The 14,508-nt window shown below is 54.9% G+C and carries 12 protein-coding genes; all 12 read left to right on the top strand.

Going from position 1 to position 14,508, the window contains the following annotated elements:
* Positions 1–73 precede the first annotated feature (73 nt).
* Complete coding sequence (gene nuoC, locus FHW71_RS04005) at positions 74–1,873, top strand: NADH-quinone oxidoreductase subunit C/D (RefSeq protein WP_008105149.1); 1,800 nt, start codon at positions 74–76, stop codon at positions 1,871–1,873.
* Between the two features lie 2 nt (positions 1,874–1,875).
* The gene (nuoE, locus tag FHW71_RS04000) at positions 1,876–2,391 is read left to right on the top strand and encodes an NADH-quinone oxidoreductase subunit NuoE (protein WP_008105146.1); all 516 of its coding nucleotides are present in this window, start codon (positions 1,876–1,878) and stop codon (positions 2,389–2,391) included.
* Positions 2,392–2,393: 2 nt separating this feature from the next.
* On the top strand, positions 2,394–3,734 hold the full coding sequence (gene nuoF / locus FHW71_RS03995) for an NADH-quinone oxidoreductase subunit NuoF (RefSeq protein ID WP_176519213.1): 1,341 nt from the start codon (positions 2,394–2,396) through the stop codon (positions 3,732–3,734).
* Positions 3,735–3,837: 103 nt separating this feature from the next.
* On the top strand, positions 3,838–6,561 hold the full coding sequence (gene nuoG, locus FHW71_RS03990) for an NADH-quinone oxidoreductase subunit NuoG (RefSeq protein WP_179450026.1): 2,724 nt from the start codon (positions 3,838–3,840) through the stop codon (positions 6,559–6,561).
* Positions 6,558–7,535, top strand: a complete 978-nt coding sequence (gene nuoH / locus FHW71_RS03985; RefSeq protein WP_008105140.1) for an NADH-quinone oxidoreductase subunit NuoH — start codon at positions 6,558–6,560, stop codon at positions 7,533–7,535. The genes nuoG and nuoH overlap by 4 nt, the downstream gene beginning before the upstream one ends.
* Before the next feature lie 11 nt (positions 7,536–7,546).
* Positions 7,547–8,089, top strand: a complete 543-nt coding sequence (gene nuoI, locus FHW71_RS03980; protein ID WP_007889332.1) for an NADH-quinone oxidoreductase subunit NuoI — start codon at positions 7,547–7,549, stop codon at positions 8,087–8,089.
* Between the two features lie 10 nt (positions 8,090–8,099).
* Positions 8,100–8,651, top strand: coding sequence for an NADH-quinone oxidoreductase subunit J (gene nuoJ / locus FHW71_RS03975; protein WP_008105138.1), 552 nt, complete (start codon positions 8,100–8,102; stop codon positions 8,649–8,651).
* A complete protein-coding gene (nuoK, locus tag FHW71_RS03970; protein WP_007889334.1) occupies positions 8,648–8,950 on the top strand; it encodes an NADH-quinone oxidoreductase subunit NuoK in 303 nt (100 codons plus the stop codon). The genes nuoJ and nuoK overlap by 4 nt, the downstream gene beginning before the upstream one ends.
* Positions 8,947–10,782 carry an NADH-quinone oxidoreductase subunit L gene (gene nuoL / locus FHW71_RS03965; RefSeq protein WP_179450028.1) on the top strand — a complete coding sequence of 612 codons (1,836 nt, stop codon included), beginning with the start codon at positions 8,947–8,949 and terminating at the stop codon, positions 10,780–10,782. The genes nuoK and nuoL overlap by 4 nt, the downstream gene beginning before the upstream one ends.
* Positions 10,783–10,866: 84 nt before the next feature.
* Positions 10,867–12,387 (top strand): NADH-quinone oxidoreductase subunit M, encoded by a 1,521-nt coding sequence (nuoM, locus tag FHW71_RS03960; protein WP_179450030.1) that lies wholly within the window; start codon positions 10,867–10,869, stop codon positions 12,385–12,387.
* Positions 12,388–12,393: 6 nt separating this feature from the next.
* Positions 12,394–13,851 carry an NADH-quinone oxidoreductase subunit NuoN gene (gene nuoN / locus FHW71_RS03955; RefSeq protein WP_179450032.1) on the top strand — a complete coding sequence of 486 codons (1,458 nt, stop codon included), beginning with the start codon at positions 12,394–12,396 and terminating at the stop codon, positions 13,849–13,851.
* A gap of 189 nt (positions 13,852–14,040) precedes the next feature.
* Positions 14,041–14,493 carry a GNAT family N-acetyltransferase gene (locus tag FHW71_RS03950; RefSeq protein ID WP_008105129.1) on the top strand — a complete coding sequence of 151 codons (453 nt, stop codon included), beginning with the start codon at positions 14,041–14,043 and terminating at the stop codon, positions 14,491–14,493.
* Positions 14,494–14,508: the final 15 nt, after the last annotated feature.

Raw genomic sequence — 14,508 nt, 5'->3', positions numbered from 1 at the left:
CAATTTAATGTGCGCCGCCATCCTGACGCCTTCTTTTGAGCGCCTGATTACAGGCCGGAATGGTGAGTAACGTATGACTGATTTAACCACGCAAGATCTCGCACAGCCTTCATGGCAAACCCGCGATCACCTGGATGACCCAGTGGTCGGCGAGCTGCGTAACCGTTTTGGGCCGGATGCCTTTACCGTTCAGGCTACCCGCACCGGGATTCCGGTTGTCTGGGTAAAGCGTGAACAGCTTTTAGAAATCGTTGAATTCCTGCGCAAGCTGCCAAAGCCGTATGTGATGCTTTATGACTTACATGGTTTTGATGAGCGCTTACGCACTAACCGCGCCGGTTTGCCCGCCGCGGATTTTTCCGTTTTCTATCATCTGCTTTCAATTGAACGCAACCGCGACATCATGCTTAAGGTTGCTTTATCTGAAAACGATCTGAATGTGCCAACCATCACCAAAATTTTCGCCAACGCCAACTGGTATGAGCGCGAAACCTGGGAGATGTTTGGCATCACTTTCAATGGTCACCCGCACCTGACGCGCATCATGATGCCGCAGACGTGGGAAGGCCATCCGCTGCGTAAAGATTATCCGGCGCGCGCCACAGAGTTCGATCCCTTCGAGCTGACTAAGCAGAAAGAAGATCTGGAGATGGAGGCGCTGACCTTCAAGCCTGAAGATTGGGGCATGAAGCGCAGCACTACCAACGAGGACTTCATGTTCCTCAACCTCGGTCCAAACCACCCGTCTGCGCACGGTGCGTTCCGTATCATTCTGCAGTTGGATGGTGAAGAGATCGTCGATTGTGTTCCCGATGTCGGCTACCACCATCGTGGTGCTGAGAAGATGGGCGAGCGGCAATCCTGGCACAGCTACATTCCGTATACCGACCGTATCGAATATCTTGGCGGCTGCGTAAATGAAATGCCGTACGTGCTGGCGGTGGAAAAACTGGCGGGCATCACCGTGCCGGATCGCGTCAATGTGATCCGCGTGATGCTGTCTGAGCTGTTCCGCATCAACAGCCATCTGCTCTATATCTCCACCTTTATTCAGGACGTCGGTGCGATGACGCCGGTGTTCTTCGCCTTTACCGACCGTCAGAAAATTTATGACGTGGTTGAAGCGATTACCGGTTTCCGTATGCACCCGGCATGGTTCCGCATCGGCGGCGTAGCGCATGACCTGCCGAAAGGCTGGGAACGTCTGCTGCGCGACTTCCTCGACTGGATGCCGAAGCGTCTGAAAGAGTATGACAAAGCCGCACTGCGCAATACCGTGTTGATGGGTCGTTCGCAAGGCGTTGCGGCGTATAACATGGATGAAGCACTGGCGTGGGGCACCACCGGTGCTGGTTTGCGTGCCACCGGTTTAGATTTTGACGTGCGTAAATGGCGTCCGTATTCAGGCTACGAAAACTTCGATTTCGAGATTCCGGTTGGCGCTGGCATCAGTGATGCGTACACCCGCGTGCAGCTGAAAATGGAAGAGATGTGGCAGTCACTGCGCATTCTGGAACAGTGCCTGAACAACATGCCTGAAGGCCCGTTCAAAGCGGATCATCCGCTGACAACGCCGCCGCCGAAAGAGCGCACGCTGCAGCACATTGAAACCCTGATCACTCACTTCCTGCAGGTTTCGTGGGGCCCAATCATGCCGGCCAACGAATCCTTCCAGATGATTGAGGCGACCAAAGGGATCAACAGTTACTACCTGACCAGCGATGGCAGCACCATGAGCTATCGCACCCGCGTGCGTACGCCGAGCTTCCCGCACCTGCAGCAGATCCCATCGGTGATCCGCGGCAGCCTGGTATCCGACTTGATCGTTTACCTCGGTAGTATCGATTTTGTTATGTCAGACGTGGACCGCTAATTATGCACGATCAAAAAATTGCTATTCACACCATCGACCCTACAGAGGTCTTCGTGCTGAGCGAGGCCGAGCACCACGCTATCGAGCACGAGAAACACCATTACGAAGATGCACGCGCCGCTTCGATCGAAGCGTTGAAGATCGTGCAGAAACAGCGCGGCTGGGTGCCAGATGGCGCGATTAACGCCATCGCAGACGTTCTGGGTATTCCTGCCAGTGATGTTGAAGGTGTGGCGACTTTCTATAGCCAAATCTACCGCACGCCGGTTGGCCGTCACGTCATTCGCTACTGTGACAGCGTGGTGTGCCACATCACGGGTTATCAGGGGATTCAGGATGCGCTGGAGCAGAAGCTGAACATCAAGCCGGGCCAAACCACGGCGGATGGTCGCTTTACGCTGCTGCCCACTTGCTGCCTCGGTAACTGCGATAAAGGGCCGACCATGATGGTGGATGAAGATACCCACGTTCATCTGACGCCTGAAGGCATCGCCAACTTGCTGGAGCAGTATCAATGACCATTAAACAGATCATTCGTACTGCCGAAACGCATCCGCTGACCTGGCGTCTTCGTGACGACAAGCAGCCGATCTGGATCGATGAATATCGCAGTAAAAACGGTTATGTCGGCGCAGAAAAAGCGTTGAAAGATTTCAGCCAGGACGAAATCGTCGCGGCGGTCAAAGACTCCGGTCTGAAAGGCCGCGGTGGCGCAGGCTTTAACACCGGCCTGAAGTGGAGTCTGATGCCTAAAGACGAATCCATGAACATCCGTTACCTGCTGTGTAATGCCGATGAAATGGAGCCGGGCACGTATAAAGACCGCTTGCTGATGGAGCAACTGCCGCACCAGTTGGTGGAAGGCATGCTGATCAGTGCGTTCGCGCTGAAAGCTTATCGTGGCTACATCTTCTTACGTGGTGAGTACATCGAAGCGGCCGTCAATTTGCGTCGCGCGATTGCGGAAGCCACCGAAGCGGGCTATCTCGGCAAGAATATTCTCGGCACCGGTTTTGATTTCGAGCTGATCGTCCACACCGGCGCGGGTCGTTATATCTGCGGTGAAGAGACAGCGCTGATCAACTCGCTGGAAGGGCGTCGTGCTAACCCACGTTCTAAGCCGCCATTCCCGGCCAGTGCTGGCGTGTGGGGCAAGCCGACCTGCGTTAACAACGTGGAAACGCTGTCGAACGTGCCTGCCATCTTCCTTAACGGCGTTGACTGGTACAAAAACATCTCTACCAGCGAAGACACCGGCACCAAAATGATGGGCTTTTCTGGCCGCGTGAAAAATCCTGGCGTCTGGGAATTACCGTTCGGTACCACCGCGCGTGAAATCCTCGAAGATTACGCTGGCGGCATGCGCGATGGCTTAAAATTCAAAGCCTGGCAGCCAGGCGGCGCAGGAACTGACTTCCTTACCGATCAGCACCTCGATCTGCCGATGGAATTTGCCAGCATTGGTAAAGCCGGCAGCCGTTTGGGTACGGCGCTGGCGATGGCGGTCGATCACGAAATCAACATGGTTTCGCTGGTGCGTAACCTTGAAGAGTTCTTTGCGCGTGAGTCCTGCGGCTGGTGTACGCCGTGCCGTGATGGCTTGCCATGGAGCGTGAAGATCCTGCGTGCGCTGGAGCAGAAGAAAGGTCAGCCGGGTGATATCGAAACCCTGCAGCAACTCTGCCGCCAGCTTGGCCCAGGTAAAACCTTCTGTGCCCACGCACCGGGCGCCGTCGAGCCATTGCAGAGCGCGATTAAATATTTCCGTGAAGAGTTTGAAGCTGGCATTGCGCCGCAGGTGTTTGGCAATACCCGAGCCATCGGCGGTATTCAGCCGAACCTGCTGAAAGCGCGCTGGTAATCAGCCGCCATACACGGAACTCACCTCACGCCGAAATGGCGTGGGGAAAGAATTAGATGTTTAACGCTCGTCTTAGGGCGAGCCTTACGGAAGCATGTTCACTATGGCTACAATCCATGTAGACGGTAAAGAATATGATGTGAACGGAGCGGACAACCTGCTACAGGCGTGTCTCTCTCTGGGCCTTGATATTCCTTATTTTTGCTGGCATCCGGCGCTGGGAAGCGTAGGGGCCTGCCGCCAGTGCGCGGTGAAGCAATTCCAGAATGCCGAAGATACCCGCGGTCGCCTTGTCATGTCCTGCATGACACCAGCGTCAGACGGCACCTTTATCTCCATCGACGATGGCGAAGCCAAAGAGTTTCGTGAAAGCGTGGTGGAATGGCTGATGACCAACCATCCGCACGATTGCCCGGTGTGTGAAGAGGGCGGTAACTGCCATCTGCAAGATATGACGGTAATGACCGGACACAGTTTCCGTCGTTATCGCTTCACCAAGCGCACCCACCAGAATCAGGATCTCGGTCCGTTCATTTCGCATGAAATGAACCGCTGTATCGCCTGCTATCGCTGTGTGCGCTACTACAAAGATTATGCTGACGGCAAAGATCTCGGCGTTTATGGCGCTCACGACAACGTCTATTTTGGTCGCCCGGAAGATGGCACGCTGGAAAGCGAATTCTCCGGTAACCTGGTGGAAATTTGTCCGACCGGCGTATTTACCGATAAAACGCACTCCGAACGCTATAACCGTAAATGGGATATGCAGTTCGCGCCAAGCATCTGCCAGCAGTGCAGCGTGGGTTGTAATACCAGCCCAGGCGAACGCTATGGTGAATTGCGTCGTATCGAAAACCGTTACAACGGCACCGTAAACCACTACTTCCTGTGCGATCGCGGTCGTTTCGGTTACGGCTACGTCAACCGCAAAGATCGTCCACGTCATCCCGTTCAGCAACGCGGCAACGATTGGGTCAGCCTGAATGCTGAACAAGCGGTGAATGCGGCGGCGGATGTATTGCGTCGGGCGAAAAAAGTGATCGGTATCGGTTCTCCACGCGCCAGCATTGAAAGCAACTTCGCGCTGCGTGAGCTGGTTGGCGCAGCCAACTTCTCAACCGGTATGCCAGCAGGTGAGCAGGCTCGCGTTGAGCTGATGCTTAAAGTCCTGCAGGACGGCGGCATCTACACGCCATCACTGCGCGAAATTGAAAGCTACGATGCGGTGCTGGTGCTGGGTGAAGATTTGACTCAGGTCGGCGCGCGCGTGGCGTTGTCTGTTCGTCAGGCAGTAAAAGGCAAAGCACGTGAGATGGCAGCGGCGCAGAAAGTAGCTGACTGGCAGATCGCGGCCATCCTTAATATCGGTCAGCACGCCAAACATCCGCTGTTCGTCACCAACGTCGACGAAACCCGCCTGGATGATATCGCTGCGTGGAGCTATCGCGCTCCGGTGGAAGATCAGGCGCGTCTCGGCTTCGCGATTGCCAATGCGCTGGATGAAAGCGCGCCGGCAGTTAGCGGTTTCGACAGCAAACTCAACGGCAAGGTTGATGTGGTGGTTCAGGCGTTGGCAGGTGCGAAAAAACCGCTGATTATCTCCGGAACCCATTCCGGTAGCATCGCGATGATTGAAGCCGCAGCTAATGTGGCGAAAGCGCTGAAAGCGCGTGGTGCCGATGTCGGTATTACCTTCCTCGCGGGTGCGGCAAACAGCTTTGGCCTCGGCCTAATGGGCGGCCAATCGCTGGATAGCGCGCTGGAACAGCTGAGCAAAGGCGAAGCTGATGCGCTGGTGGTGCTGGAAAACGATCTCTATCGTCATGCACTTAAAGCCAAAGTCGATGCGGCGCTGGATACTACCGCTAACGTGATTGTGGTCGATCATCAACGTACCGCCACGCTGGAAAAAGCCGGTCTGGTGCTTTCCACCGCCAGCTTCGCAGAGAGCGATGGCACCTCTATCAACCACGAAGGCCGCGCGCAGCGCTTCTTCCAGGTTTACGATCCCGCTTATTACGATGACAGCGTAGTGATGCTGGAAAGCTGGCGCTGGTTGCGTTCGCTGCACAGCGCGGTTGAAAGCCGTCACATCGACTGGACTCAGCTGGATCACGTGATTGATGCCACCGTTGCGGCGCTGCCACAGCTGAAAGGCATTAAGGATGCTGCGCCAGACGCCAGCTTCCGTATCCGTGGTCAAAAACTGGCACGTTCACCGCACCGTAACAGTGGCCGTACTGCGATGCGCGCCAACATCAGCGTGCATGAACCGCGTCAGCCGCAAGATAAAGACACCATGTTTGCCTTCTCCATGGAAGGTAACAACCAACCAAGCGCACCGCGTTCGCAGATTCCATTTGCCTGGGCACCAGGCTGGAACTCACCGCAAGCATGGAACAAGTTCCAGGCAGAAGTGGGCGGCAAACTGCGTCATGGCGATCCAGGCGTACGTCTGTTCGAAGCCAGCGATCGTTCGCTGCCGTGGTTTACCGCGATTCCGGAAAGCTTTGTTGAAGGCAGCCAGTGGCGCGTCGCACCTTACTACCAGCTATTTGGTAGCGAGGAGATGACCCAGCGTTCAACCACCTTCCAGAAACGCATGTCGCCAGCCATGCTGGTGATTAACCCGGCTGATGCTGAGAAACTGGGCGTCAATAACGGTGCTTCCGTTGAGCTGGTCTGTGCGGGCGAAACACTGCGCTTGCCGGTACGTTTCTCTGCGTCGCTGCAAGCAGGGCAGGTTGGTTTACCGCTCGGTATGCCGGGTGTGCCACCGTTCCTCTCAGGTGCGCAAATTGACAAACTGCAGGAGGCCGCGCAATGAGTTGGCTGACACCGGACGTTATTGAAATCCTGATCAACATCGGCAAAGCGCTGGTCATCTTGTTGGTGGTTGTCGGTTGCGGTGCTTTCATGAGTTTCGCCGAGCGTCGTCTGCTCGGCCTGTGGCAGAACCGTTACGGACCGAACCGTGTTGGCTGGGGCGGCTCGCTGCAGCTGGCTGCCGACATGATCAAAATGTTCTTTAAAGAGGACTGGGTTCCGCCGTTTACCGACCGCTTCATCTTTACGCTGGCACCGGTTATTGCCTTCGTATCGCTGCTGCTGGCCTTCGCCATTGTGCCGGTTTCACCGACCTGGATGGTCACCGACCTGAACATTGGTCTGCTGTTCTTCCTGATGATGGCGGGTCTGGCGGTGTATGCGGTGCTGTTCGCGGGCTGGTCCAGTAACAACAAATACTCGCTGTTGGGTGCGATGCGTGCATCGGCGCAGACGCTGAGCTACGAAGTGTTCCTTGGTTTGTCACTGATGGGCGTGGTGGCGCAAGCCGGCTCGTTCAACATGAATGCCATCGTCGAAAGCCAGGCGCATCTGTGGAACATCATTCCTCAGTTCTTTGGCTTCCTTACTTTCTGCATCGCGGGCGTAGCGGTATGTCACCGTCATCCATTTGACCAACCCGAAGCAGAGCAGGAGCTGGCGGACGGTTACCACATCGAATACGCCGGTATGAAGTTCGGCCTGTTCTTCGTGGGTGAATACGTAGCGATCACCACCGTATCAGCGCTGATCGTGACGCTGTTCTTCGGTGGCTGGCACGGTCCGTTCTTGCCGCCATTCATCTGGTTCGCTCTGAAAACAGCGTTCTTTATGGTGATGTTTATCCTGATTCGTGCTGCGCTGCCGCGTCCACGCTATGACCAGGTGCTGTCGTTCGGCTGGAAAGTGTGTCTGCCGTTGACGCTGTTGAACCTGCTGGCGACCGCCGCAGTGATTCTGTACACCGCGCAGTAAGGGACATTGAGATGACTTTAAAAGATATTGTCGTTGGCTTCGGCACGACAGTGCGCAGTATCTGGATGATAGGCATGCATGCCTTCGCCAAGCGCGAAACCCAAATGTATCCGGAAGAGCCGGTTTACCTGCCGCCACGTTATCGTGGCCGTATCGTGCTGACGCGCGATCCGGACGGCGCAGAGCGTTGCGTTGCCTGTAACTTATGTGCGGTAGCTTGTCCTGTCGGCTGTATCTCACTGCAGAAAGCCGAGACGCAGGATGGACGCTGGTATCCGGAATTCTTCCGCATCAACTTCTCACGCTGCATCTTCTGCGGCCTGTGTGAAGAGGCTTGCCCAACCACCGCGATCCAGCTGACACCCGATTTCGAACTGGGTGAGTTTAAGCGTCAGGATCTGGTGTATGAGAAAGAAGACCTGCTGATTTCCGGTCCGGGTAAATATCCGGAGTACAACTTCTATCGTATGGCTGGTATGGCGATCGACGGAAAAGAGAAGGGCGAAGCGGAAAACGAAGCCAAGCCGATCGACGTCAAAGGGTTGTTACCTTAAGGAGCCAGGTATGGAATTTGCGTTTTATCTTTGCGGACTGGTGGCGGTGTTGACGACGCTGCGCGTCATCACCCACACCAATCCGGTACATGCGCTGCTGTACCTAATCGTTTCGCTGCTGTCGATTGCAGGCGTGTTCTTCTCGATGGGCGCCTACTTTGCCGGTGCGCTGGAAATCATCGTCTACGCAGGCGCCATCATGGTGCTGTTCGTCTTCGTGGTGATGATGCTGAACCTGGGCAAAACCCAGCAGGATCAAGAGCGCGAGTGGCTGAAGCCTTCGCTGTGGATTGGTCCAGGCATCGTCTCTTTACTGCTGCTGGCGGTAATGATTTACGCGATTAGCACAGCAACCGATCAAGGCATTGATGGCACCGTCATCGACGCTAAAGCAGTCGGTATCAGCTTGTTTGGTCCCTATGTTCTGGCGGTTGAGCTGGCATCAATGCTGCTGCTCGCCGGTCTGGTCGTGGCCTTCCATATTGGACGTGAAGAGCGTCATGGCGAAGTGCTGAGCAATCGTCAAGCTGATGCGCAAGCGAATAAGGAGGATCACGCATGATCCCGTTACAACACGGCCTGATGCTGGCCGCTGTGCTGTTTGTTCTCGGCCTAACCTCCGTGGTGCTGCGTCGTAACATCCTGTTTATGCTGATTGGTCTGGAAATCATGATCAATGCCTCCGCGTTAGCGCTGGTGGTAGCAGGCAGCTATTGGGGACAAGCTGATGGTCAGGTGATGTACATCCTGGCGATCAGCCTTGCGGCGGCGGAAGCGAGTATTGGTCTGGCGCTGTTGCTCCAGCTCTATCGTCGTCGTCAGACGCTGAACATTGACACAGTGAGCGAGATGCGCGGATGAATCTTCTCTATTTAACCGTATTATTTCCGCTAATTGGCTTCCTGCTATTGGCGTTTTCACGCGGTCGCTGGTCGGAGAACCTGTCGGCAGCAATCGGTATGGGTTCTGTTGGTCTGGCAGCATTAACCACTATTTATGCCGGTTTCGACTTCTTCAACCAGGGTCAGCAGCCGTTTACCCAGGCGCTGTGGACCTGGATTCACGTCGGCAACTTTGACATCAAAGTGAATCTGGTGCTGGACGGTCTTTCTCTGACCATGCTGTCCGTCGTCACCGGCGTTGGCTTCTTCATCCATATGTTCGCTTCGTGGTACATGCGTGGTGAAGAGGGTTATTCGCGCTTCTTCGCTTATACCAACTTGTTCATCGCGAGCATGGTGGTGTTGGTGCTGGCCGATAACCTGATGCTGATGTATCTCGGCTGGGAAGGCGTGGGCCTGTGCTCATATCTGCTGATTGGTTTCTACTACAGCAATCCAGAGAACGGCAAAGCGGCGATGAAAGCTTTTATCATCACCCGTGTAGGTGATGTGTTCCTCGCTTTCGCCTTGTTCATTCTTTATAACGAGCTGGGCACGCTGAACTTCCGTGAACTGGTTGAACTGGCACCAGCGCACTTCGCTGCAGACAACCATATGCTGCAGTGGGCAACTCTGATGCTGTTGGGTGGCGCGGTCGGTAAATCTGCACAGCTGCCATTACAAACCTGGCTGGCGGATGCGATGGCCGGTCCAACTCCGGTTTCGGCACTGATTCACGCCGCGACCATGGTGACCGCCGGTGTTTACCTGATTGCACGTACGCACGGCTTGTTCCTGTTAACGCCGGAAGTGCTGCATCTGGTGGGTATCATTGGTGCGATTACCTTGGTGCTGGCAGGTTTTGCGGCGCTGGTGCAAACCGACATCAAACGCGTGCTGGCTTACTCGACCATGAGTCAGATCGGCTACATGTTCCTCGCGCTGGGCGTGCAGGCATGGGACGCGGCGATTTTCCACCTGATGACGCATGCATTCTTTAAAGCTTTGCTGTTCCTCTCCTCAGGCTCGGTCATTCTGGCCTGCCATCACGAGCAGAACATTTTCAAAATGGGCGGCCTGCGTAAAAGCATCCCGCTGGTGTATGTCTGCTTCCTGGTGGGTGGCGCCGCGCTGGCTGCGCTGCCGCTGATCACCGCAGGTTTCTACAGTAAAGATGAAATCCTGTTTGGTGCGATGGCAAATGGCCACATCAATCTGATGGTGGCGGGTCTGGTGGGTGCATTCCTCACCTCGATCTACACCTTCCGCATGATCTTTATCGTGTTCCACGGTGAAGAGAAAATTCATGCTCACGCCGGTAAAGGCATTACACATCACCTGCCACTGATTGTTCTGATGGTGCTCTCCACCTTTATTGGTGCGCTGATTACGCCTCCTCTGGCGGGCGTGCTGCCGCAGAACGAGTTTGGTGAAGGCGGCAAAGTGATGCTGGAAATCACCTCAGGCGTAGTGGCTATCGTCGGTATCCTGATCGCTGCAGCGCTGTGGCTGGGTAAACGTCAGCTGGTGACCAGCATTGCCAACAGTGCGCCGGGTCGTTTCTTCGGCACCTGGTGGTTTGCGGCCTGGGGCTTCGACTGGCTGTATGACAAGGTGTTTGTAAAACCTTATCTCGGCATTGCCTGGTTACTGAAAAGCGATCCGCTGAATTCACTTATGAACCTGCCTGCGCTGCTGTCGCGCATTGGTAACAAAGGTTTGGTAGTGAGTGAAAATGGTTATCTGCGCTGGTACGTGGCTTCAATGAGTGTCGGTGCCGTTGTGGTACTGGCGCTGCTGCTGGTGATTTAAAGATTGATGAGCGGGGCGGGTTCGCTCGCCCAATTAGAATGTCAAAAATTGCCTGAAGTAAGGCAATAAAAAGGGAAGTTCGCCGTGTTATTACCTTGGCTAATAATTATCCCCTTCGTTGGGGGCTTACTCTGCTGGTTGGCAGAGCGCCTCGGCGCAAAGGTACCGCGCTGGATTGCCATGATTACCATGGGCCTGACGCTAGCGCTTGGCCTGCAGCTGTGGTTGCAGGGAGGCTATTCACTGACGCAGGCTGCGGGCATTCCGCAATGGCAATCGACTTTCTCAGTACCGTGGATTCCGCGCTTTGGCATCAACTTCCATCTGGCGATTGATGGTCTGTCGCTGCTGATGGTGGTGCTGACCGGACTGCTCGGTTTGATGGCGGTGCTGTGCTCCTGGAACGAAATTGAGAAATATCAGGGCTTCTTCCACCTCAACCTGATGTGGATTCTCGGTGGTGTGATTGGCGTGTTCCTCTCCATCGACATGTTCCTGTTCTTCTTCTTCTGGGAAATGATGCTGGTGCCGATGTACTTCCTCATCGCACTTTGGGGCCATAAAGCATCCGACGGTAAAACGCGTATTAGCGCCGCGACCAAGTTCTTCATCTACACCCAGGCTTCTGGTCTGATCATGTTGGTGTCGATTCTGGCGCTGTTGTTTGTGCATTACAACGCCACTGGCGTATGGACTTTCAGCTACGAAGAGTTGCTGAAAACGCCAATGTCACACACCGTTGAGTATCTGCTGATGCTCGGCTTCTTCATCGCCTTTGCGGTGAAAATGCCGGTGGTGCCATTGCACGGTTGGCTGCCAGATGCGCATAGCCAGGCACCAACCGCTGGTTCGGTTGACCTCGCAGGTATCTTGCTGAAAACTGCGGCCTACGGCTTGCTGCGCTTCAGCCTGCCGCTGTTCCCGAATGCGTCAGCAGAGTTCGCACCGATTGCCATGTGGCTCGGTATCATCGGCATCTTCTACGGTGCATGGATGGCGTTCTCGCAGTTCGATATTAAACGTTTGATTGCTTACACCTCTATTTCGCACATGGGCTTCGTGTTGATCGCTATCTACACCGGCAGCCAACTGGCCTTCCAGGGTGCGGTCATTCAGATGATTGCGCACGGTCTTTCTGCTGCGGCACTGTTCATCTTGTGTGGTCAGCTGTATGAGCGTCTGCATACCCGCGACCTTCGTCAGATGGGCGGTTTGTGGTCACGTATCAAATGGATTCCGGGTCTGTCACTGTTCTTTGCGGTTGCGAACCTCGGTATGCCGGGAACCGGTAACTTTGTTGGCGAATTCATGATTCTGACCGGCAGTTTCCAGGTGGTGCCGGTGATTATCGTCATCGCAACCTTTGGTCTGGTGTTTGCTTCGGTTTACTCCCTGATCATGATGCAGCGCGCTTACTTCGGCGAAGCCAAGTCGAAAGATCCGCTGCCAGGCATGTCACCGCGTGAGTTCCTGACTATCGGCGTATTGGTGGTGTTGTTGGTGCTGCTGGGGATTTATCCACAGCCAATCCTCGACACATCCCATGCTGCGATGAGCAATATTCAGCAGTGGTTTACCGCTTCAATTTCAACTACAAGGCCGTAATTCGCCATGACAATAACTCCTCAACATCTGATCGCGTTACTGCCGCTGTTGATCGTCGGATTGACGGTGGTGGTGGTGATGCTGTCCATTGCGTGGCGACGCAATCACTTTGTTAATGCCACGCTGACGGTGATCGGACTTAACATTGCGCTATTTTCTCTGTGGTTTGTTGGCCAGGCGGGAGCGATGGATGTCACGCCGCTGCTGCGCGTTGATGGCTATTCGATGTTCTACACCGCGCTGGTGGTGCTGGCGAGTCTAGCCACCTGCACCTTCGCTTATCCGTGGCTGGCCGGTTTCCCGGACAACAAAGATGAGTTCTATCTGCTGGTGCTGATTGCGGCACTCGGCGGGATTGTGCTGGCAAGCGCCAACCATCTGGCGGCGCTGTTCATCGGTATCGAGCTGTTGTCACTGCCGCTGTTTGGTTTGATTGGCTACGCTTTCCGCCAGAAACGTTCGCTGGAAGCGTCGCTGAAATACACCATTCTGTCGGCGGCGGCCTCATCGTTCCTGCTGTTCGGTATCGCGCTGATTTATGCTGATTCCGGCAGCCTGAGCTTTGTGCAGCTGGGTAAAAGTCTGAGCGATAGCATGATTCAGGAGCCGCTGTTGCTGCTCGGTCTTGGCATGATGATTATCGGTCTGGGCTTCAAACTGTCGCTGGTTCCGTTCCACTTGTGGACGCCGGACGTTTATCAGGGTGCGCCTGCGCCGGTTTCAACCTTCCTCGCCACCGCCAGCAAGATCGCCATCTTTGGCGTGATTATGCGCCTGTTCATGTACGCACCAGTCACTGACAGCGAAGCCGTTCGTACCGTGCTGGGCATCATTGCCTTCGCATCGATTCTGTTTGGTAACCTGATGGCGATTTCTCAGAGCAACATCAAGCGTCTGCTTGGTTACTCGTCAATCGCGCACCTTGGTTATCTGTTAGTTGCCTTGATTGCGGTGAAAACCCATCAGCTGTCGCTGGAAACCGCGGGCGTATATCTGGCCGGTTACCTGTTCAGCAGCCTGGGCGCGTTCGGCGTTGTAAGCTTGATGTCGAGCCCATATCGCGGTCCGGATGCTGATACGCTCTATTCCTATCGCGGTCTGTTCTGGCATCGTCCGATTCTGTCTGCGGTAATGACGGTGATGATGTTGTCACTGGCCGGTATCCCAATGACGCTCGGCTTCATCGGTAAGTTCTACGTTATCGCCTCGAGTGTGAACGCACATCTGTGGTGGTTGAGTGGTGCGGTGGTTGCAGGTAGTGCGATTGGTCTTTACTACTATCTGCGCGTAACGGTGAGTCTGTATCTCAGCCCGCCGGAACTGCACAACCGCGATACGCAAGCCAACTGGGCGTTTACGGCGGGTGGTGTTGTGGTGCTGATCTCTGCGATTCTGGTATTGCTGCTCGGTATTTATCCGCAGCCGCTGATTACACTGGTGCAGATGGCTCAGCCGCTGATGTAATAAAGACTCGCGTCATGACTGAATCAGGCCTTCGGGCCTGATTTTTTTTGCCTGCAATTCACGGCGTAGTGAGAGATTGAGCACAGAGTCACCACGAGGTTTTCAGCTGCCGCTGCTGCTCACTGCGTTTGGCGTAGCCGGTGTGATATTCTCAACGGATCACTTTTTTTGCTCAGACAAGGAAGCACCATGGAAATGCTTTGGCTTGATTGCCACCACAGTGAACTGACGACGCAGCAACTCTACACGCTGCTGGCGCTGCGCAATCATGTCTTCATCGTGGAACAAAACTGTCCGTATCAGGATATTGATGGTCAGGATTTAGCCGCCGATAACCGCCACATTTTGGGATTTCTCGACGGTAAGCTGCTGGCCTATGCACGGGTGTTAACGCCCGCGCTAGACTCTGCACCGGTGCTGATTGGTCGTGTGATCGTTTCTGAAGAGGCGCGCGGTTTGAAGCTGGGATATCGCTTGATGGAGAAGGCGCTGGAGAGCTGCGAGAAGCATTGGTCGCAGCGCGCTATCTATCTTTCTGCGCAGGCACATCTGGAAGGTTTCTACGGTCGTCTGGGCTTTAAAGCGGTAACCGAAGTGTATATGGAAGATGACATTCCCCACATCGGCATGCAGAAAGCATAACGGCGAGGATTGCTC

The organism is Enterobacter sp. Sphag1F (assembly GCF_014193275.1).
Lineage (GTDB): Bacteria > Pseudomonadota > Gammaproteobacteria > Enterobacterales > Enterobacteriaceae > Pantoea > Pantoea symbiotica.
This window is presented reverse-complemented; position numbering and strand designations above follow the sequence as displayed.

Bases quoted from the DNA above. Each gene is read 5' to 3' on its own strand.
- nuoK (WP_007889334.1), top strand. From the start codon at position 8,648: ATGATCCCGTTACAACACGGCCTGATGCTGGCCGCTGTGCTGTTTGTT.
- nuoN (WP_179450032.1), top strand. From the start codon at position 12,394: ATGACAATAACTCCTCAACATCTGATCGCGTTACTGCCGCTGTTGATC.
- nuoI (WP_007889332.1), top strand. From the start codon at position 7,547: ATGACTTTAAAAGATATTGTCGTTGGCTTCGGCACGACAGTGCGCAGT.
- nuoL (WP_179450028.1), top strand. From the start codon at position 8,947: ATGAATCTTCTCTATTTAACCGTATTATTTCCGCTAATTGGCTTCCTG.
- FHW71_RS03950 (WP_008105129.1), top strand. From the start codon at position 14,041: ATGGAAATGCTTTGGCTTGATTGCCACCACAGTGAACTGACGACGCAG.
- nuoG (WP_179450026.1), top strand. From the start codon at position 3,838: ATGGCTACAATCCATGTAGACGGTAAAGAATATGATGTGAACGGAGCG.
- nuoC (WP_008105149.1), top strand. From the start codon at position 74: ATGACTGATTTAACCACGCAAGATCTCGCACAGCCTTCATGGCAAACC.
- nuoE (WP_008105146.1), top strand. From the start codon at position 1,876: ATGCACGATCAAAAAATTGCTATTCACACCATCGACCCTACAGAGGTC.
- nuoH (WP_008105140.1), top strand. From the start codon at position 6,558: ATGAGTTGGCTGACACCGGACGTTATTGAAATCCTGATCAACATCGGC.
- nuoJ (WP_008105138.1), top strand. From the start codon at position 8,100: ATGGAATTTGCGTTTTATCTTTGCGGACTGGTGGCGGTGTTGACGACG.